Below are 20,726 nucleotides of genomic sequence, written 5' to 3'. Positions count from 1 at the left end.
GGGGCCTGGGCCCCGTTGTCAGGTACGGCGGACGGCTGCCCGCCGTGGTCAGGGACGGGGAGCGAATGCCCCCCGTGTACCCGCTACCGGCTAGAACCGGCCCAGCTCACGCAGGATCTGCTCCGGCGTGAAGTGCCACTTGCGCAGCCAGACCCCGCAGGCGTCGTGGATGGCGGTGGCGATGGCGGGGGCGGCGCCGTTGACCCCGATCTCGGAGATAGACTTGGCGCCATAGGGGCCGACCTTGTCATCGCTCGGTACCAGGAAGGCGCGAAAATCGCGCGGTATGTCCCCTATCTTGGGCGCCCCGTAGCGCTTGAGATCCCGGGTCACCGGAATGCCGTGGCGATCGTAACAGAGCTCTTCGGTCAGGGTGTGGCCGATGGCGCGCAAGGTTGCCCCGTAGATCTGGCCGAGGGCCAGCTCGGGGTTGATGGGCGTGCCGCAGTCGAGCAGGGCATAGAACTTGTCGACGCGGATCTCGCCGGTGCGCACGTTGACCGCCACCTCGGCGAAGTTGGCCCCGTAGGGGAAGGCGAGCTGGCTGGTGATATAGCTGGCGGTGCCCACCAGTATGCCAAAACCGGTGCCGCTCTCCCCCTTGTGGGCGAGATCCCCCAGGGTCACCTCCCCGCTCTGGCCGCGCACCAGCCCCGGATAGACCAGCTCCACCTGATCCAGCGGCTCGCCCAGCATGGCGGCCCCGTGGGTGAGGATCTTCTCCTTGAGGTTCTCGGCGGCCATCTTGGCGGCGTTGCCCGAGAAGCAGGTGCCCGACGAGGCGTAAGCCCCCTTGTCAAACAGGGCGTGGTCGGTGTCACCCGAGATGACGTGCACGTCGCTCACCGGGCAGCTCAGTACCTCGGCGGTGAGCTTGGCCACCACGGTATCGAGGCCGGTGCCGATGTCGGCGCCGCCGGAGTGGACGATAAAGGTGCCGTCCGATTCCAGTTTCACCATGCAGTTGGCCTGATCGATATCGGGGATCCCCGATTTTTGCATGATGATGGCGACCCCGCGCCCGATGCGCCAGTCACCCTCGGCGACCTTGGGACTGTCCCAGCCGATCAGCTCGCGCCCCTGCTTCAGGATGGGCTCGAGGGCGCAGCTGGCGGCGGTGGGCACCGAGGTGGGGGCCTTGCCCTCGCCGATGGCGCCGAGCACCTTGAGGGTATCCCCCTCGTGCACCCGGTTGTGCTCGATCATGTCGAGCTGATCGATGCCGAGCTCGGCCGCCAGTTCGGCCAGGGCCATGGTGAGGGCGAAGTTCCCCTTGGGCGCCCCGTAACCCTGATAGGCGCCGGTCGGGCAGATGTTGCTGTAGTAGGTGTGCACCCGAAAACGCACGTTGTCGCACGGATAGAGGGGCAGCGACAGGGCCGGGCCGTTGCTCGGCACCGTCAGGCAGTGGTTGCCGTAGGGGCCGGTGTTGGCACGAAAATCCATCTCGACCGCGGTCAGGGTGCCATCTTTTTTGGCCCCCAGCTTGACGGTTACCTTGGCCACGTGGCGCGAGGTGTTGCTGATGAACTCCTCCTCACGGGTGTAGCGGAAGGTGACGGGACGACCGGTGACCCGGGTGGCCCAGGCGCACACCTCTTCCAGCAGGATGTCCTGCTTGGAGCCAAAGCCGCCGCCGACCCGCTCCTTGATGACGTGCACCTGATGCTGCTTCATGCCGACAATGCGGGCCACCTGGCGGCGCACGTGCCAGGGCACCTGGGTCGAGGCGTGGATCACCAGGCGATCGCCGTCCATGTAGGTAAAGCAGATATGGGGCTCGGTCGGGCACTGCTGGGCCTGGGTCGACTCATAGGTGCGCTCGAGCACCAGATCCGCCTCGGCAAAGGCGCGGTCCACATCGCCCAGCTCCCCGTGCACGCTGGCGGCCAGGTTCTCGTGGGGACGGGCGCCGATGGGGAAGTTGATGATCATGTGCTCGTCGCCGCGGCGCACGGCGTTGGCATTTTGCGCCTCCAGATCCGCCGGGGCGCCGGCCATGTAGACGATGGGCTCGTCGTGCACCACGGGGGCGCCGGGGGCCATCGCCTCATCGAGGTTCATCACCGCGGGGAGCTGCTGATACTCCACCTCGACAAGCGCCAGGGCGGCCAGGGCGATGGCCTCGCTCTCGGCCACCACGGCGGCGACCCTGTCCCCCACGTGGCGCAGCTTGCGACTGAACATGCGGCGATCCAGCGGCGAGGGCTCGGGGGCGGTCTGGCCACCCGGGGTGTAGTAGACCTCGGGGCAGTTCAGGTGGGTGATGACGTGCACCACACCGGGCAGGGCTTCGGCGCGGCTCACATCGAGCCGGGTGATGAGGGCGTGGGGATGGGGGCTGCGCAGCATCTTGATGACCAGCGCATCCTCGGTGACCCTGTCCTCCACGTAGCAGGGCTTGGCCTGCACCATCTTGGCCGAATCGAGCTTGGGACACTGCTTGCCGATGTGGCGCAGATCATCGCGAAACTCGGGGGCGATGGGGCTGAAGTAGTCCGGATCGTCCATGCGGGCGGCGGCGAGCTCCACCGCCTGATAGAACTGCTGGTAGCCGCTGTCGCGGTGGAACAGCCCGGAGAGAGCGTCGTCGATTTGCGCGCGGCAGGGCTTGGGGTGGCGTGCCAGCAGATCGGTCAGGATCAGGGCGGCGGCCGGGTCGTTATAGCCCGACTGCACCACGCCCACGTCCACCATGGCCTGCTGCACCAGGCTGAGCTGGTTCCAGCTGCCGAGGGACTCGGCGGTGCGGATCTCGGCGCCGTCGAGCTGGCCGCCGATGAGCAGGGAGGCGTTGACGATGCGGCCGTTGAACAGGATGGCGTCGGAGCCGGCGAAGCCGAAGCCGTCGTCGCTGTTGCGCACCGAGTGCATGCGGCACTGCTCGAAGAGGATCTGCTGGGCGTTCTTGCCTACCGGTGCCATCACGGTGCGCAGGGCGCCGTTGAGGGTGAAGTTAAGTTCCATCATGCCTGACCTCCCATGCTCTGCTGGCAGTCGATCAGCAGATCGGCCACCACCACCCCTGTGATGTATCGCTTGTACTCGCGGCTGCCGGCCAGATCGCACTCGGGCTGGATAAGCTCGGCCACTATCTTCTCGAGCACCTCGGGCGCCAGGGCCCCGCGCTCGGCGTCGTGCAGGCGGCGCGGCGCACGCTCCACCTCGGCCAGGGCGATGCGTGCCCTGCCCTCCTTATCCAACGCCACGGCGGCAGTCACCACCCCGAGGCCATCGGCGTTGCGGCGAATGCGGCGGGTGGCGCAGGTGAGAGTCGGCTCGGGCAAGAGCACCGCCAGCACCAACTTATCGCGCCGCCCGGCCAGATAGGCCTCCAGGCTCAGGGTCTCGCCCCCCTCCAGCAGCAGGCGCGCCTCGAGCACCAGCAGCACCGGATAGAGCACAGAGTCGTGGGTGAGGCTGGCCAGCTCGCCGCCCAGAGTGGACTGGTTACGCAGGTGGCGGGAGTAGACAAAGCCCAGCGCCTCGGTCAGCGCGGGCGGGGTGTCCGGGTGATCCTGGATGGCCTGCAGGGTGCAGGTGGCGCCCAGATGCAGGGCCCCCTGCTGCCACTCGATGCGATTTAGCCCCAGCTTGTCGAGCAGGATGGCGATGGTGCGACGGGTGCGGGTCGGGGTGGCGTTGAGCTTGCTACCGCCCCCCATGTAGACCGCCTCGCTGCCGAAACGGGCCTTGAGCTCGATGGCCTGCCCGATCTGCTCGGGCCGAAAGAGTTGTTCGATCATGGTCTGTCCTTTTCGTGAGTCCTGTTGGCGTGGGCCCCGCGTCGGGGCCCGACGGTCACAATTGGTCCATCCGTGCCCACAGCCGGCGGGCGGCCTTGCGCGCCTGCTCGTAAATCGGGGCGGTATCGAAGGGGAAGGCCCGGTCCTGGTAGACCATGCGCCCCTCCACCATGACGTCGGTGACGCTGCCTGCGCCCAGGCCAAAGGCCAGATGGCCGGGCAGGTTGGCCCCCTCGAGCGGAGTCGGCGCCCCATAGTCGCAGACGGTGAGATCGGCCTTGTAGCCGGCCTCGAGACGACCGAAGCGAGCCCCGAAGTTGCGCTCGAGCAAGGTGTTGCCGTTGGCGAGGAAGCGGGCAAAGCTGTCGGGCCACAGGGCGCCGCCGGCATCCCTGTGTTTGAAGAAGGCGAACTTGAGCTCCTCGAACATGTCGGCGCCGATGCCGTCGGTCCCCAGTGCCAGGTTGCGGTAGTCGGCCAGGCGCTGGTTGTAGCCCACATGGTTGTTCATGTTGGAGCGGGGGTTGTGCACCAGGAAGGCGTCGCGCTCGTTGAGCAGGGCGATATCCTCGGGCGAGAGGTAGATGCCGTGGGCCACCAGCGTCTTGTTGTCGATGAGAGAGAAGCCGTCGAGGCGGGCGATCAGCTCCTTGCCATAGTGGTGGTGGCCGTGGGAGAGGTCATAGCTGTCTTCGGCCACATGGATATGCAGGCCGCGCCCGGTGGCCTGTTTGGCCTCGCGTAGCATGGCGAGCCCTTCGTCGGGCACGGTGAAGGGGGCGTGGGCACCGATGTGGGCCTCCATCAGGTGGGGCTCGCCCTTCTGGCGATCCGCATCGAGCTGGCGGGCGAAGGCGATGTTCTCCTCCACCCCGGCGCGCAGCTCGGCCAACCCCCCGTTGCGATCCGTGGTCTCGTAGCTGGTCATGCCGCGCAGCCCCGCCTCCATGAAGCCACGGCGCAGCACGTTCAGGGAGCCGCCGATAAAGGCGGGCGAGGCGTGGTGGTCGATCACCGAGCTACAGCCGCTCTTGATCGCCTCGAGCGAGCAGATGAGGCCGCTGTAGTAGAGGGACTCCTCATCGAGCGCCCGATCGAGGCGCCACCAGAGGTTCTTCAGGGTGGAGATAAAGTCCGGGCAGGGGGGGATAGAGGCCATGATCCCTCGCGCCAGCCCCGAGTAGAAGTGGTTGTGGGCGCAGACGATGCCCGGCATCACCAGTTTGCCGCCCATCTCACGGTAGGGAGCATCCGGGTAGCGGGCGCAGAGGTGGTTGCCCACCTCCTTGATGAGATCCCCCTCGATGGCGATGTCGACCCCCTCCCGGATGCGGGAGGGGTGCAGCTCGGCGGCGGTGACGTTCTTTAGGATCAGCATGATTACTCCTCCACCTTGCCCAGCAGATAGGAATGATGCTGGTGCACCCGGGTGATGATGCGGCACATCTCCTCGAGGCCCGCGGGGATGCGATCGATGGCCCCCGCCTCGTCGATGGCGAGGCGATAGGTCTCGCCCTGTTGACGCACCGAGAGGGCCGCCCCGTCAATGTAGAAGCCGGGGTTATGGCTCTGCTCGAAGTCCTGGGGCAAGCTGAAAATGGTGACCTTGTCCTGATAGGGCTTGCCCTGCCAGGGGCAGAACTGGGCACAGTTGCCGCACTCGTTGCAGTAGGCGTCCAGGTGCAGGGTCTGGAACTTGTCCTTGAAGCCCGGCACCGGGATGGCCACGTTGGCGCGGTTGGGGCAGACGTCCACACACTTGCTGCACAGGGTGTTGCACTCGAGGCAGCGATGGGCCTCCTGGGCCACGAAGGCGCTGCGCTCATCCTTGTCCACCAGGGTGACGGCGATACTCCCCTTGCGGCGGTAGATGTCACCGGTATCGGCCACGGCCAGATCCGGGGTATGGGCCTGACGGGCCAGGTGCTCGCGCTCCAGCACCAGATCGGTGGCGCGGCGGGCGGTGCCGATGGCGGCGACGATGGAGGAGGGTCCCTGCTGCACGTCACCGATGAGGAAGAGGTTGCGACGACGGGTCTCGCCGGTGCGCCCATCCACCTCGGGCCAGCCATCTTCCCCAAGGGGCACCCCGATGCGGCGCAGCACCTCGTGGTCGGGCTGCTCGCCGATGGCGGTGATCAGGGCATCGATATGCAGCACCTCGGTCTGCTCGGTCGGCACCGGGCGGCGGCGTCCGTTGGCATCGGGCTCGCCGAGGGCCATGGTGCGCACGGTCAGGCTGCCATCCTTGTCGAAACGCTCCGGGTTGGTGAGGAAGCGAAACGCCACCCCCTCCTCCAGCGCCTCGAGGTACTCCTCACGGTAGGCGGGCATCTCCTTCTCGCTGCGACGATAGATGACGGTCACCTGGCTCACCCCGGGCACCTTGAGGGCGGCGCGGGCGCAATCCATGGCGGTGTTGCCGGCACCGATCACCCCGACGTGGCGGCCGAGCGGCAGGGGCTTGCCCTGATTGAAGCTACGCAGGAAGTTGAACGACTTGTGGATGCGATCCCCGTCGCCCTCCAGGCGCAGGCCACCGTTCTTGTCGGCACCTATGCCGACGAAGACGTAGGTAAAGCCCATCTGGTGCAGCTTGTCGGCGGTGAGCTCGGGGTCGCAGCCAAACTCGAACTTGACCCCGTGGGCGGCGACGAACTCGATGTCGTGCTCGATGAGTTCGGCCGGGATGCGAAACGCGGGGATGATGTGTTTGACCACGCCACCGGCGTCGGCCTCGCGCTCGAACAGGGTGACCGGGTGGCCGGCGCGGGCCAGGAAGTAGCCGGCGGAGAGGCCGGCGGGGCCGGCACCAATCACGGCGACCGGGTGCTTGTCACCGCTGCCGGCCGGCTTGTGCCAGCGCGCCTTGTACCCCTCCCAACCGAGCTCCAGGGCCACCTTTTTCAGCTCGCGGATGTTGAGGGCACTGTCGTAGTCGAGACGGGTGCAGTTGTACTGGCACTGGTGATCGCAGATGTGGCCGGTGATGGCGGGCAGGGCGTTGCGCTCGTAGATGAGCTCGAGTGCCTCCACATGGCGTCCCTCTCCCATCAGGCGGATGTACTCGGGGATGTCCTGATGGATGGCGCAGGCGCTGACGCAGGGGGCCACATAGCAGTCGGTCATGGGCAGGCTGGCGCCCACCTCGATGCGATCCTCGGACTTCCACCCCTTCTGGGTGTACTCCATGGTGAGGGCGCGCGCCGCCAGGGTCTCGAGTTTCTCCACGTCCACCCGGGTCATGCCCCAGCAGTCGGAGGCGTCGAGCTCGGCCAGGCACTCGCGCTGGCGCAGGTAGCCACCGGGTTTGAGCAGATCGGTCGCCATGGTGATGGGACGGATGCCGGTCTCGAAGATGTCGCGGATGTTGAACTTGCTGGCCCCCCCCGAGTAGGAGATGGGCAGGCGGCCGTCGAAGGCACGCGACAGCACGGCGGCCACGTTGATGGAGAGCGGGAACAGGGCACGCCCCGACATATACATCTCGTTGCCGGGCAGGCGCCCCTTGCCGTTGATCGTCCCGAGCGTGTTGGTGAGCTTGACCCCGAAGGTGAGCCCCTTCTCTTCGCCCAGCGCCATCAGCCGGGCGAGCATGGCCTTGGCCTGATCCAGCTTGAGATCGTGATCGAAGGACTCTGCACTGAGCCCCACATAGGAGAAGCCGCAGCCGTCGAGGATGGCGCGCACCCGCTCGAAGCCGAGCAGGGTGGGGTTCAATTTGACGAAGGTGTTGAGCCCCTTCTCTTCCAGCATGTAGCGGCAGATGGCCTCTATCTCGTTTGGCGGGCAGCCGTGCATGGTGGAGAGGGTCACCCCGTGCACCAGGCGCGAGGGGATGGCATCGACCATCTGCGCCAGCGCGGCGCGGCGCACCCCGAGCCCCATGCTGTCGAGGAAGGCCTGATCGGCGAGCTGCTCATGAAGCGCCTGACGGTACTCGGCAAACTTGGGATGCTGGCCCGCCTCCATCAGGTTGTGGATGAACTGCTGCATGGGGGGCTGTTTGATGCCGTCGAGGTTGTAGCCGACGCTCATGTTGAAGATGAAGGACTTGGCCTCACCCCCGAGGCGGGGGTCGAAGATGGCCTCCAGCAGGTGGAGGGCAAACCAGGCCTTGAGGTACTCGTCGAAGGCCTTTTGCAGGGTAAATTCGGTGGACCACTCGGTGTTGAAGCACTCGTCCTCGGCGTCGATGCAGGGCTTGTCCAGCTCGAGGCGATCGAGGATCTGCACCGTCTTGAGCTCCATGAAGCGACCGCCGGTGAGCCAAGCGGTCACTATGTTCTGGGCCAGCTGGGTATGGGGGCCGGCCGCCGGGCCGATGGGCGTCTCGCAACTCTCTCCGAAGACCTGGATCTTGCGCTCATCCTGCTTGCGATAAAATTCGCTGGCGGGAATACCGAAAATAGCGTGGCTCTTTTTATATTCCTCGAAGATCCGGGTAAGCAGGCTCTTGAAGGGAACGGGTCGCATAATATCGCCCATGGTGATCTCCTTGCTGCAGACATCGTAATAAGAGAGGCCTCCCTCACTGGAGGTCTATACGAGCAAGGAGAGCAACATTCAGGCCAGCGACCGCCTATCAAATAGAGTCGGCCATCATTTCGTGAGCCAAATCAGATTAATCCCCCTCAAATTCAGGCCTGGCTGACCAATGAAAATGAGAGCAAATATCAATTGCGTGGCCGTGTATTTATCAGGGGGCGGAGCGTATCAAATGCGGGGTATTTTCTATCACTTTGATACGCCCTTTATCCGGTTAAAGATGAATATTCATGCTTTTTCCATCTTCTGGGGCCGCTGCTGCGCGCCCCTCTCTGGCCAGCAGATCGCGGTACGCCGCCGGGGTGTCCACGTCCAGCAGGATCTCCGGCCACGCCAGCTCTACATGGCGGTGGGGATGAGAGAGCAGCCAGCGGCGCACCGGGCCGGTGAGCTCGGCGCGGGCCAGCTCGCCGGCCAGCGTACGGGGCATCAGCACAGGGTGGCCGGCCTCGCCACAGTAGCTGGGCAGGAGTGTTTGCTCACTCCTCTGGCGCCATAGCGCCTCGAACAGGGGGCGGGAGAGGCAGGGGAGATCCCCGTGGGTGATGAAGAGATGCTCGCTTTGGCAGGCGGCCACCCCCAGCTGCACCGAGCCGGCCAACCCGGCCAGGTAGTCGCGATTCTCGATCACCTCGATATGCTCATGACTCGCATATCGGCGCAGCAGCTCATCCCCCCGATGACCTACCACCAATATCACCCGCTGGCAGGCAGAGAGGGCATTTTTGAGACTCGCATCAAGCAAGGTTCCCCCGCGATACGGTAGCATCATTTTCCACTCCCCCATGCGGGAGGATAATCCCGCCGCCGTCATGACACAGTCACAGGGCAGCGGGTGTGGTTTATCCGTCTCGTCACTATTTATCGGGGTGATCATAATGGGAAATCCCTGTTTATCAGCCGGCTATTTTCCCGATATTGAACGCCTGCTCGGCCAATTGGTAAATAGAAATTCTGGCCCCTCATCCCTTATCGCCCTGTGCGGTGCCGGTGGCAAGACCAGCACCCTGTTCTGGCTGGCACGCCATTTTGCCCAAACCGGCCTCAGGGTATTGATCACCACCACCACCCGTATGTACCTGCCCACCCCGGATCAATACGACACCCTGATCATCGGGGAGCATGTTGGCGATGGGATGGGCGCTCGCCCGAGTGATGTGGCCGCCATAGCTCCCGGCATCACGGCGCTGTTCGCCGCCCGCGAGGGGGAAAAGGTGAGCGGCCCCTCCCCCGCCGCCCTCGACCGACTCAAGGCGCAGGGGCATTTCGACCTCATCCTGGTCGAGGCCGACGGGGCGCGCGGTCGCCTCTTCAAGCTGCCTGCGTTGCACGAACCTTGCATTCCCTCTGCCAGCGACTGGGTCATCGCCCTCACGGGCGCGCCCTGCATCGAGGCCCCGGCGGGGCCAGAGCACATCCACCGTTGGGAGCAGGTACAGGCCGTGACTGGCCTGAAGGAGGGGCAACCACTCACTCTCGCCCTGCTCGATGGCCTGCTCGATCACCCTGAGGGGATCTTCAAGGGAGCCCCAACCCAGGCCAGACGGGTCTGGCTTATCAACGGTAATTATCAAAATGAGAGGGCGTGGGAGCGCGAGCTGGCGAGCCTGCTGGGGCGTCATCCCGAACTCCACGCCATCTGGCTGGGAGCGGTACGCGAGCCTGTCGCCATCCGCTACTCGGTCTCCCATGTGGCCGACTCGACGCCCTAGCGGCGGCCACCGTCAGAGAGGTAGCTATGAATCTGTTTGCACACGCCGCCCGGCTGGAGCAGGAGAACGTCCCCTTCGCCCTGGCCCAGATCATCGAGAGCCGCGGCTCGACCCCCCGCCACCGGGCCCAGATGCTGATCCAGGCCGACGGCCAGATCGTCGGCACCATAGGGGGCGGCATGGTGGAGCGCAAGGTGATCGAGGAGGCCATCGAGGCCATCGCCGAGCGCAAGTCCCGCATCTATCACGGCCGCATGGCCCGCAACGGGGAACATGCGGTGGGCTCGGACTGTGGCGGCGCCATGTCGGTCTATATCGACGTCTACGGCCTGCGCCCGCGCCTGGTGCTGATCGGTGCCGGCCACGTAAACCGCGCCCTGGCCCAGGCGGCCGCGCCGCTCGGCTTCGACATCCACGTGGGGGACTGCTTCGAGGGGAGCCTCAATCCCGACATCTTCCCCACCGGCACCCATCTGCGCCATGGCGAAACCATGAGCGCCGCCATCGAGGCGCTCGCCATCGAGCCGACCGACTTTGTCATCATCGCCACCAACCATCAGGACAAGGAGGCCCTCGAGCGCCTCATCACCCGCCCCCTCGCCTACCTGGGTTTGCTTGCCAGCAAACGCAAGGTGCAGACCTTCACCCAGGCCCTGCGCCAGCAAGGGGTGAGCCAGGAGCAGCTGCAACGCCTGCACGCCCCCATCGGCTACAACATAGGGGCCGAGACCCCGGAGGAGATCGCCATCAGCATTCTGGCCGAGCTGCTGCAGGTGAAAAACCGCAAGCCCGTCGGCTTGCTGCAAGAAGATGTTCGCCTGACCCGTGACAAGCTGGTGGTGATCCGCGGCTCGGGGGACATGGCGACCGGGGTGGCCCTGCGCTTGCACCACGCAGGCTTTAAGGTGGCCATGCTGGATCTGCCGCGCCCGACGGTGATCCGCCGCAGCGTCGCCTTCGCCCAGGCCATGTTCGACGGCCACGCCGAGGTGGAAGGGGTGCGCGCCGAGCGGGTCGACAGCCCGGAGCAGGCCCTCGAGACCCTGGCGCGCGGCATCATACCCGTGCTGGCCGACCCCGAGTGCCACAGCTTGACCGAGCTCAAGCCGCGCTTTGTGGTCGACGCCATCCTCGCCAAGCAAAACCTCGGCACCCACAGGGAGATGGCCCCCATCACGGTGGCCCTCGGCCCGGGCTTCGAGGCGGGGCGCGACTGCGACGCCGTGATCGAGACCAACCGGGGCCACCACCTGGGCCGGGTCATCTATCAGGGCTATGCCCAGCCCAACACCGGCATTCCCGGCGTTATCGACGGCCACTCCGAGCGCAGGGTACTCAGGGCCCCGGTCGAGGGGGTGATGGAGGGGCTCTGCCGCCTCGGGGATCTGGTCAAGGAGGGGGACCCGATCGCCCGGGTCGGTGCGACCCCTGTCTTCGCGCCGCTCTCCGGCATGGTGCGCGGGCTGCTCTCTGACGGCATCGCCGTCACCCCCGGCTTCAAGATTGGCGACATAGATCCGCGCGGCGAGCGCGCCGATTTCACCACCGTCTCGGACAAGGCCCGCGCCATCGCCGGCGCCGTGCTCGAAGCCATGATGCATCTGGCCCAGCGCAGATAAGTCAGCGCGCCAACAAAAGGGCCCACCATGATGGCGGGCCCTTTTCCATTCTCGTTCCTCGAGTCGGCTTAGCCGTGCTTGACGCGGGTCTCTCCCGCCACCGACACCGGGGAGCGTTTGCCCTTGCGGCTGATGACCACCAGCGCCAGCGCGATAAGGGCGATACCGCTCCCCTCCACCGGCCCCGGGTTTTCGCCGAGCAGCCACCAGGAGAGCAGCACGCCGCTCACCGGCACCGCCAGCGTGCTGAGGCTGGCAATCCCCGCCGGCAGCTTTTTCAGCACAAACAGCCAGAGACTCCAGGCCAGCGCGGTGGCGAAGATGGCGCTGTAGGCGAGCGCACCAAACACATAAGGCTGCCAGTCGATGGGGCGCTCCGGCACCAGGGCCGCCACCAACGCCATCACCAGGGTGGCGTAGATCATCTGCCAGGTGGTGAGGGACATGAGATCCACCGACGGGTGGCGGACATACATCCGCTTGGCGATGATGGCGCTGATCCCCCAGCAGATGCCGGAGGCAATCCCCAGCAGCGCGCTCTGCATGGAATCCATATGCAGCTGCCAGGGCTCGATCACCAACAGCAGGCCGCAGGCGGCCACGCCGACCGCCAGATAGTGGAGCCTGCGCATCCGTTCCCCCAGAAAGAGCGCCGCGAAGATCACCACCCAGAACGGCATGGTGTAACTCAGGATCGCCACCTTGCCCGCCCCGCCGCTGATGAGCGCCCACTGGGCCAGCCCCACCATGCCGCAGGTCTGGAACAGGGCGATGGCCAGGGTATAGCGAAACGGGGTGGGCCTGAGATAACGGCGCCCGCGCAGGCACTGCACCAGCAGCAACACCAGGGATCCGCACAGGCAGCGCAGGGCGGTGAACTCGAACGCCCCCGCGTAGAGCATCACCTGCTTCATCACGATCCAGCTGTAACTCCAGATGGCGGTGAGCAGGACCAGTCCCCCCAGCGCCGCCATGTTCAACTTGCTACTCATTGTGCTGCCTTGTTGCTGCTGCGGCCGGGGCGGCCGCCATTCGGGGCGCCATCTTACTCCTCTGCCTCCCCCCTGCCCACCGCGGATAAGAACTGGCAGGCATAGGCTTCCCGTCTGCCAATCCCTTGCGCCAGTTAACAAAAAGGGGGCCGACGGCCCCCGGGTGATACAGGCTGCTCGACCCTACTGACTTATCAGGGTACCGGTCTTGCCGGCGATCCCCTCGGCCGCCTTCTCAAGCTGAGTGATGAGGGACTCGCGCCCCGGCCGGGAGGCGGCAAAAGAGACCGCCGCCTCCACCTTGGGCAGCATGGAGCCGGCGGCGAAGTGCCCCTGCTCAATCAGGCTGGCTGCATCCCTGACGCTCAGGCGATCGAGCCACTGCACATCGGGCTTGCCGAAGTTAATGGCCACCTTCTCCACCGCCGTCAGTATGATGAGGAGATCCGCATCGATGAGCTCAGCCAGGCGAGCGCTGGCCCAATCCTTGTCGATGACGGCGCTCGCCCCGCGCAGGTGGTTGCCCTCACGCAGCACGGGAATGCCACCGCCGCCGGCGGTGATCACCACCTGACCGGCCGCCAGCAGGGCGCACACCGTCTCTTTCTCGATGATGTCGACCGGCTTGGGCGAGGCGACCACCCGGCGATAGCCGCGGCCGGCGTCCTCCTTGAGCCGCTCGCCCTTGGCCATCAGGGCTTCGGCCTCTTCCTTGCTGAAGAAGCCACCGATGGGCTTGCTCGGATCGAAAAAGGCGGGGTCGTTTTTATCCACTTCCACCTGAGTCACCAGGGTCGCCACCGGGGTGGGCAGACCCAACTCGAGCAGCGCCTCGCGCAGGGCGTTTTGCAGGTCATAGCCGATATAGCCCTGGCTCAGTGCCACGCAGACCGACATGGGCAGGTGCGGCGCCTTGGGGTCGTGACGGGCCGCCACCTCGAACGCCTGCTGGATCATCCCCACCTGGGGGCCATTGCCATGGGTGAGCACCACCTGGTGCCCGTCGGCGATAAGGCGGGCGATGACCCGCGCCGTCCCCTGCACCGCCTTCATCTGCTCGGGCAGGTTGTTGCCCAGGGCATTGCCGCCGAGCGCCACCACGATTCTCTGTTTCATCTTGCGCCTCTCTGTTGGGATGACCCGGCCACGGGGGCCAAGGCCGCATTGAAGGGATCGCGGGCCAGGAAGCGCCCCGCCCCGCGCCTGCCGACAAACTCGCCCTCCCGGGCCACCACCTCGCCCCGACTCAGGGTGAGGCGCAATAGGCCGCGGCAGTGCATCCCCTCGTAGGGGGAGTAGTCGGCGTTATCGTGCAGATGTTGGTGTTCGATCAGCTGCTCGCCCCTAGGATCGATCACCACCAGATCGGCGTCGGCGCCGAGACTCAGGCTTCCCTTGCGCGGCCAGAGGCCAAACAGGCGAGCCGGGTTGGCGCTGGTCAGCGCCACGAAGCGCGACGGCGTGATGCGCCCCGTCATCACCCCCTCGGAGAAGAGCAGAGGGAGGCGGTTCTCCACCCCCGGCAACCCGTTGGGGCAGCGGCTGAAGTCCCCCCGCGACAGGGCCAGACGCTGGGCGTGGGAGAAGCTGCAGTGATCGGTGGCCAGGGTGTCGATATCCCCCGCGGTCACGCCCACCCAGAGCTTGTCGAGTTCGCTGCGGGGGCGCAGCGGCGGGCTCAGCAGGTAGTCGAGGCCGTTTTCGCGGAAGTAACAGGCCTCGTCGAGCAGCAGATACTGGGGGCAGGTCTCGACCCACACCGGCTGCCCCTGACGGCGCGCCAGCTTGAGGTAATCGAGCCCCAGGCCGTTGGAGAGGTGGACGATATAGAGGGGGGCATCCCCGGCCAGCCGGGCCAGGTTGATCATGCGCCCTATGGCCTCGGCCTCACACTCGAGGGGGCGGCTCAAGGCGTGGTAGTAAGGGGCCGTGTGACCGGCGGCGAGCAGGGCGGCGCGCCGCTCGGCGATGGCGGCGTCATTCTCCGGGTGGACCGCGGTCAATGCCCCCACCTCCTTGAGGCGCGTCAGCGCCCGCAGCACGTCTGTGTCCCCCAGCTTGTACTGGTAGGTGAGGTAGAGCTTGAAGCTGCTCACCCCCGCCTCCACCATGCTGGCCATCTCATGGAGGATGGCGTCGTCCACGTGCTGCACCACGCCGTGAAAGCCGTAGTCGATCACCGCCTGACCACCCGCGTACTCATGATAAAGGGCCAGCTGATGGTGCAGATTGCACCCCGCCGGCCCGAATCCCATGTGGTCGATGATGGTGGTGGTGCCGCCACAGGCGGCGGCCCGGGTGCCGCTGTAAAAGTCATCGCAGCTGCGGGCGATCCCCACGTCGATATTGAAGTGAGTGTGGGCGTCGATCCCCCCCGGCATGACGTAACAGCCGGCGGCGTCGATCACCTCGCAACCGGGGGCCATCAGACTGGTCCCCCGGGCGCGGATCACCCCCTCCTCGATGAGGAGATCCTCGCGATACTCCCCCGCCTCGTCGACCAGGGTGCCATTGATGATGAGTCGTCTCATCCCTGACTCCTGTCACAACGCCCCGCGGGCGCGCCGCGGGGCAAGAGGGCTTGGCGCCCTATGTTGCTCAAGAGGGCCTAGCCCTCGAGCTCGCTGAGGTATTGCAGGGGGATCACGGCATACATGGCGGCGCATTTCACCAGGTGATCCTTCCAGGTCTTCTCGTTCGGGGCGTGGGCCTCGGGCTCCTTGCCCGGGCCAAAGCCGATGACCGGAATGCCGTGGCGGCCCATGATGGAGACGCCGTTGGTGGAGAAGGTCCACTTGTCGATCAGCGGCTTCTTGTTAAAGAGCCCCTCGTAGGCGCGGGCCAGGGTCTTGACCGTGATGTGATCCTCTTCCACCTTCCAGGTCGGGAAGTAGCACTCGGTGGGGTAGACCAGGCCGGTGTAGGCCGGGCGATCGTACTGATACATGGAGACCTCGGCACCGGCCGCCTTGACCGCCGGCAGGGCACGGATCTCGTCGAGCGCCCCCTCCCAGGTCTCGCCCCAGGTGAGGCGACGGTCGATGGAGACGGCGCAGCTGTCGGCCACGGCGCAGCGGCTTGGCGACGTGAAGAAGATCTCGGAGACGGTCAGGGTCCCCTTGCCGAGGAAGTCGTCATGGCCGAGGTGGTGGCTGAGCGCCTGCAACTCGCCGAGGATGGGGCCCATCTTGAAGATGGCGTTGTCGCCGCGCTCGGGCGCCGAGCCGTGGCAGCTCACCCCCTGCACCTCGACCCGGATCTCCATGCGTCCGCGCTGGCCGCGGTAGATGTTGCAATCGGTGGGTTCGGTACTGACCACGAATTCGGGGCGGATCTTGCTCTGCTCTATGATGTACTGCCAGCAGAGGCCATCGCAGTCTTCCTCTTGCACGGTGCCGGTCACCAGCAGGGTGTATTGGTCCTCGAGCCCCAGATCCTTGATGATCTTGCCCGCATAGACCATGGAGGCCATGCCCCCCTCCTGATCCGAGGCGCCGCGGCCACCGATGATCTCGTGATCTTCCATCCCCTCATAGGGATCGAAGGTCCAGTTGGCCATGTTGCCGACCCCCACGGTATCGATGTGGGCATCCATGGCGATCAGGTGCGGGCCGTGGCCGATATAGCCGAGCACGTTGCCCATGGGATCGATCTCGACCTTGTCGAAGCCGACCCTCTCCATCTCCTCTTTGATGCGCAGCACCACGCGCTCCTCATCGCAGCTCTCGCTCGGGATTGCGATCATGTCGCGCAGGAAGGCGCTCATCTCGGCGCGATACTTGTGGGCCTGCTCCAGCACCATTTCAAACGGAATTTGCTTGCTCATCGTCATCTCCAACGCTTGTCAACCGGCGGCGCCAGCACAGGGCGCCGACCTCAATCTGCTCGCCCCCGAGGTGGAGGCCCCGTTCACCCCTCAGATGGGGTGCTTGCCTTCCCACACCACCTCGCGGTAGTGGGCCACATCGGTATCCCCTTCGGTGTTGACCAGCAGCACCACCGACTCCTGGTTGAGCCCGAGGCGCGCCATCAGGGCCTCGCGCTGTGGATGGTGGCGCACCGCCACCAGCAGCCCGACCCCCACGGCGCCCGACTCGCCCGAGACGATGCGCGAGTCCTCACCCAGCGGATTGCCAAGCACCCGCATGCCGAGCGCCGAGACCTTGTCGTGACAGGAGACAAACTGGGTGGCGCAGCCCTTGAGCAGCGGCCAACCGAGGGGGTTGGGTTCGCCGCAGGCGAGCCCGGCCATGATGGTGCGCATCTCGCCCCCCACGTTGACCATCTCCCCGGCGACCCCGGAGCGGTAGAGACAATCCGCCTGATCCGGCTCGACGATGATGCTGTGCAGCTCACGGGCACCGAAGCAGTCCACCAGATAGCCGAGCACCCCGCCCGCCAGGGCCCCGACCCCGGCCTGCAACAGCACATGGGTGGGTTGTTTGATGCCCATTGCCTGCATCTGCTCCACCGCTTCGTCGGCCAGGGTGGCGTAGCCTTGCATGATCCAGGTGGGGATCTCGGTGTAGCCCTCCCAGGCGGTGTCCTGCACTATGTACCAGCCGCGCTCCTCGGCCATCTTCATGGTCAGGCGTACGGTGTCGTCATAGTTCATGTCGGTGACGATGCACTCGGCCCCCAGGCTCAGGATGTGATCCACCCGCTCCTGGGCCGAGCCCTTGGGCATGTAGACCACCGCATGCTGACCCACCTGTTTGGCGGCCCAGGCGACGCCGCGCCCGTGGTTGCCATCGGTGGTGGTGGCGAAGGTCATGGGCTCCTTGATGGTGCGTTTGATGAGATCGAAGGTGAACTCCTCCACCGCCACCCCGAACTTGTTGCACAGCAGGTTGGCGATGGCGTAGACCCCGCCCAGCATCTTGAAGGCGTTGAGGCCGAAGCGTTTGGACTCATCCTTGACCAGGATCTGCTTCACCCCCACATAGGCGGCCAGGGCCTGCAGGTCGCACAGGGGCGTTGGCTCGTAACCGGCCAGTTTCTTGTGGAAGGCGCGCGCCTTCTGGGCCTCGGCGCGGGAGAAGAGAGGGGACGTTTCACCGGTAAAAAAGCGGTTATCGGCAATATCCATCTTCAGGGAAAATTGGGACATGCGTACCTCGCAAGACAAGCCTGAGTGAGCCTGGCCTCGCCGGGTGACCCGCGATATTCGGGCCCCCTGGGGAGACGACTCACCATGATTAATCCGGGGCGGGAGAGTTATTTCCCGCCCCCTGCTTTCGTTATTTATTTGACCCGTTTCTGGGCCTCTTTGAGCAGCGCCTCAAGGGTTTCACCCGGTGCGAAAAATTTACGGGCGACGATCATGGCCGCGATGATATAGGGCTTCCAGCTCGCCTCTTTGTATGTGGCGATGCGGTATTTCTCGAATACCCCTTCGGTCACTTCCCCCTCCTTGCAGGAGACGCCGGAAATATCCGCCGGCAGGCAGTGCATATAGAGCGCCTCGCCCCCCTTGGTGTGCTTCATCATCTCCTCGGTGCAGTGCCAATCCTTGTGCTTGGCATTCTGCTCGAGGCAGTGTTTCTCCAGATCTTTCAGGCCGGCGTGATCGTTGGCGCGCAGCAGCTCGGTGCGCTGCTCCATCACCTTGTAGGGCGCCCAGGACTTGGGATAGACGATGTCGGCATCCTTGAACGCCTCCTCCATGGAGGTGACCTGACGGAAGCTCCCGCCGGAGGCCTTGGCGTTTTCCTTGGCCACCTCGATCACATCCGGGATCAGGTCATACCCCTCGGGATGGGCCAGGGTCACGTCCATGCCGAAACGGGTCATCAGACCTATGATGCCTTGCGGCACCGAGAGCGGCTTGCCGTAGCTGGGGGAATAGGCCCAGGTCATGGCAATCTTCTTGCCCTTGAGGTTTTCCAGGCTGCCGAAGTGCTCCTGCAACCAGGCCAGATCGGCCATGGACTGGGTCGGGTGGTCGATGTCGCACTGCAGGTTCACCAGGGCCGGGCGCTGGGGCAGCACCCCCTTCTCGAACCCTTCGTCGAGCGCCGCACCCACTTCGCGCATATAGGCGTTGCCGGCCCCGAGATACATGTCGTCACGAATGCCGATGGCATCGGCGCAAAACGAGATCATGTTGGCGGTCTCGCGCACCGTCTCGCCGTGGGCGATCTGGGACTTGCCCTCGTCGAGATCCTGCTGGGCCAGGCCGAGCAGGTTCAGGGCCGAGGCGTAGGAGAAGCGGGTGCGGGTGGAGTTGTCGCGAAAGACCGAGATGCCAAGGCCGCTATTAAAGAGCCTGGTCGCGATATTTTCGCCGCGCAGTGTCTTGAGCGCCTCGGCAATTTTTAATACCAGCTCCAACTCCTGGGGCGTCTGCTCCCAGGTCAGCAGAAAGTCTTTTTCATGCAGGCCGGATTTGAGGTTTTTGATCTCTTTAATTAACTGGTTCACGTCTTTCATCATTCGCCCCGCTCATTGACTGAGAATATGGATGGCGCTCTGGGTTAATAACGAATGCCACCATCACAATGAACCGGGGTGAACACTCGAAAGCGCGGTCAACACAGAGCAATCAATTAGCGTGCCAAGCACCCGACGCAATAACGCGGCGGCCGCAACGCCCTCATTAGCGTGACCCCATTCACAAAAGAGGCCACAAGCCGGCAAGCCCCCGGCCGAGACGACGAGCACGGCAGAAAAAAAACCGCCCCGCCGCAGCGCCCAAAGGGAGCCCACGAAGGAGCCAGACGGCAAAAATGATAATAATCGGGTGGGGATTATCAGATTGATAAAGGAAGGGGTGAGAGGGGGGGGAGGAAAAGTGATGGCGCTTGTCCAATCGAGCACTCTCCCCCGCAGACGAGGGGAACAGGGCCGAGTGCGAGTTCGAGCTCGATGCCAAGAACGGTTCATCCCCGCGGACGCGGGGAACAGGTGATCGTGAAGTTTTTCGGCACATCGACAGCCGGTTCATCCCCGCGGGCGCGGGGAACAGTATATCGATGAAGCTGCAAGCAATTGAATTTTCGGTTCATCCCCGCGGGCGCGGGGAACAGTAGGAGTTCGGCGGGGGTCATTACGCCGGCTCCGGTTCATCCCCGCGGACGCGGGGAACAGATCCCGCTGAAGGTATCCGCCAGGCGGGTCAGCGGTTCATCCCCGCGGGCGCGGGGAACAGGAAGTGAGCCATAGCCTCAAAGAATTGGCGGTCGGTTCATCCCCGCGGGCGCGGGGAACAGTTGCCGATAACCCTATTTATCGGCATCACGGACGGTTCATCCCCGCGGGCGCGGGGAACAGGCCGACTCAGACGCAAACGCGAGAATCGTAATCGGTTCATCCCCGCGGGCGCGGGGAACAGAAAGCCCCCGTCCCCTATGGCGTGTGGCGCCGCGGTTCATCCCCGCGGGCGCGGGGAACAGCCCTGCTAGAGGTGAAGCCCTTTATTACTGCGCGGTTCATCCCCGCGGGCGCGGGGAACAGTCGTAACCGGTGGGGGCAGTGGCCCCCATTTTCGGTTCATCCCCGCGGGCGCGGGGAACAGTTGAGGTCCATTGCCACCGGCCCGTTGAAGTGCCGGTTCATCCCCGCGGGCGCGGGGAACAGCAAGGAAAACCTCGCCGAACCGAAGGTCGTGGCGGTTCATCCCCGCGGGCGCGGGGAACAGCTGCTCGTCTCATCGTAGCCAAACGCTGGCGGCGGTTCATCCCCGCGGGCGCGGGGAACAGGGACTGCTGGTTTGAGGGAAATATTACTAGTGCGGTTCATCCCCGCGGGCGCGGGGAACAGCGCCCGGATATCGTAAGCATTCGTAACGTTGCCGGTTCATCCCCGCGGGCGCGGGGAACAGCCGAAGCCGCCGCCAGCGCCGTTGATCTGCGCCGGTTCATCCCCGCGGGCGCGGGGAACAGCCCCATGACGTTTATACCGCTGCATAAGGAGGCGGTTCATCCCCGCGGGCGCGGGGAACAGCAGTATTCCATCAGCAGGTCCTGCACGTCGGCCGGTTCATCCCCGCGGGCGCGGGGAACAGGCCAGAGCCGAGTACAGCGCCAATACCTGCCGCGGTTCATCCCCGCGGGCGCGGGGAACAGTACATATTCCAGCTCTCGTAGCGACAAATACTCGGTTCATCCC

Annotated in this window: 13 protein-coding genes and 1 CRISPR repeat array (1 of these 14 running past the window's edge); of the genes, 2 read left to right on the top strand and 11 right to left on the bottom strand. The window is 65.2% G+C overall.

Annotated elements, in window-relative coordinates; translation table 11 throughout:
- Window positions 1–90: 90 nt before the first annotated feature.
- The 5 genes from BN1121_RS08485 to BN1121_RS08465 all read right to left on the bottom strand — a co-directional run bounded on the left by BN1121_RS08485 (window position 91) and on the right by BN1121_RS08465 (window position 9,108).
- Window positions 91–2,970 carry a molybdopterin-dependent oxidoreductase Mo/Fe-S-binding subunit gene (locus BN1121_RS08485; RefSeq protein WP_200861046.1) on the bottom strand — a complete coding sequence of 960 codons (2,880 nt, stop codon included), beginning with the start codon at window positions 2,968–2,970 and terminating at the stop codon, window positions 91–93.
- Window positions 2,967–3,746 carry a molybdopterin-dependent oxidoreductase FAD-binding subunit gene (gene ygfM, locus BN1121_RS08480; RefSeq protein WP_005358443.1) on the bottom strand — a complete coding sequence of 260 codons (780 nt, stop codon included), beginning with the start codon at window positions 3,744–3,746 and terminating at the stop codon, window positions 2,967–2,969. Before ygfM ends, BN1121_RS08485 begins: the two co-directional genes overlap by 4 nt.
- Window positions 3,747–3,801: 55 nt before the next feature.
- Window positions 3,802–5,124 (bottom strand): putative aminohydrolase SsnA, encoded by a 1,323-nt coding sequence (gene ssnA, locus BN1121_RS08475; RefSeq protein ID WP_005358445.1) that lies wholly within the window; start codon window positions 5,122–5,124, stop codon window positions 3,802–3,804.
- Window positions 5,125–5,126: 2 nt separating this feature from the next.
- Window positions 5,127–8,234 carry a putative selenate reductase subunit YgfK gene (gene ygfK, locus BN1121_RS08470; RefSeq protein ID WP_043597656.1) on the bottom strand — a complete coding sequence of 1,036 codons (3,108 nt, stop codon included), beginning with the start codon at window positions 8,232–8,234 and terminating at the stop codon, window positions 5,127–5,129.
- A gap of 274 nt (window positions 8,235–8,508) precedes the next feature.
- Window positions 8,509–9,108: an NTP transferase domain-containing protein gene (locus BN1121_RS08465; RefSeq protein ID WP_268744128.1), complete on the bottom strand. Its 600-nt coding sequence runs from the start codon at window positions 9,106–9,108 to the stop codon at window positions 8,509–8,511.
- Between the two features lie 64 nt (window positions 9,109–9,172).
- Here BN1121_RS08465 and yqeC point away from each other — a divergent pair, with 64 nt between their 5' ends.
- The gene (gene yqeC / locus BN1121_RS08460; RefSeq protein ID WP_005358451.1) at window positions 9,173–10,006 is read left to right on the top strand and encodes a selenium cofactor biosynthesis protein YqeC; all 834 of its coding nucleotides are present in this window, start codon (window positions 9,173–9,175) and stop codon (window positions 10,004–10,006) included.
- Between the two features lie 26 nt (window positions 10,007–10,032).
- On the top strand, window positions 10,033–11,625 hold the full coding sequence (yqeB, locus tag BN1121_RS08455; protein ID WP_005358454.1) for a selenium-dependent molybdenum cofactor biosynthesis protein YqeB: 1,593 nt from the start codon (window positions 10,033–10,035) through the stop codon (window positions 11,623–11,625).
- A gap of 68 nt (window positions 11,626–11,693) precedes the next feature.
- On the opposite strand, the gene BN1121_RS08450 is transcribed toward yqeB, so the two are convergent.
- The 6 genes from BN1121_RS08450 to ygeW form a co-directional block, all read right to left on the bottom strand.
- A complete protein-coding gene (locus BN1121_RS08450; RefSeq protein WP_043158000.1) occupies window positions 11,694–12,617 on the bottom strand; it encodes a DMT family transporter in 924 nt (307 codons plus the stop codon).
- Window positions 12,618–12,800: 183 nt separating this feature from the next.
- Window positions 12,801–13,733, bottom strand: coding sequence for a carbamate kinase (arcC, locus tag BN1121_RS08445; RefSeq protein WP_005358462.1), 933 nt, complete (start codon window positions 13,731–13,733; stop codon window positions 12,801–12,803).
- The gene (gene hydA / locus BN1121_RS08440; RefSeq protein ID WP_005358465.1) at window positions 13,730–15,148 is read right to left on the bottom strand and encodes a dihydropyrimidinase; all 1,419 of its coding nucleotides are present in this window, start codon (window positions 15,146–15,148) and stop codon (window positions 13,730–13,732) included. Before hydA ends, arcC begins: the two co-directional genes overlap by 4 nt.
- A 77-nt stretch (window positions 15,149–15,225) precedes the next feature.
- Window positions 15,226–16,443, bottom strand: a complete 1,218-nt coding sequence (locus BN1121_RS08435) for a YgeY family selenium metabolism-linked hydrolase (RefSeq protein ID WP_005358472.1) — start codon at window positions 16,441–16,443, stop codon at window positions 15,226–15,228.
- 90 nt (window positions 16,444–16,533) lie between these two features.
- Window positions 16,534–17,727 (bottom strand): diaminopropionate ammonia-lyase, encoded by a 1,194-nt coding sequence (gene dpaL / locus BN1121_RS08430; protein WP_005358475.1) that lies wholly within the window; start codon window positions 17,725–17,727, stop codon window positions 16,534–16,536.
- Between the two features lie 134 nt (window positions 17,728–17,861).
- Window positions 17,862–19,049 (bottom strand): knotted carbamoyltransferase YgeW, encoded by a 1,188-nt coding sequence (gene ygeW, locus BN1121_RS08425; RefSeq protein WP_005358479.1) that lies wholly within the window; start codon window positions 19,047–19,049, stop codon window positions 17,862–17,864.
- A gap of 445 nt (window positions 19,050–19,494) precedes the next feature.
- A CRISPR array of direct repeats spans window positions 19,495–20,726; the repeat unit is 29 nt; unit sequence CGGTTCATCCCCGCGGGCGCGGGGAACAG; it runs 1,485 nt beyond the window's last position.

Source organism: Aeromonas diversa CDC 2478-85, assembly GCF_000819805.1.
GTDB lineage: Bacteria > Pseudomonadota > Gammaproteobacteria > Enterobacterales > Aeromonadaceae > Aeromonas > Aeromonas diversa.
The sequence above is the reverse complement of the archived record's forward strand: the minus strand, read 5'-3'. Positions and strand labels throughout refer to the sequence as shown.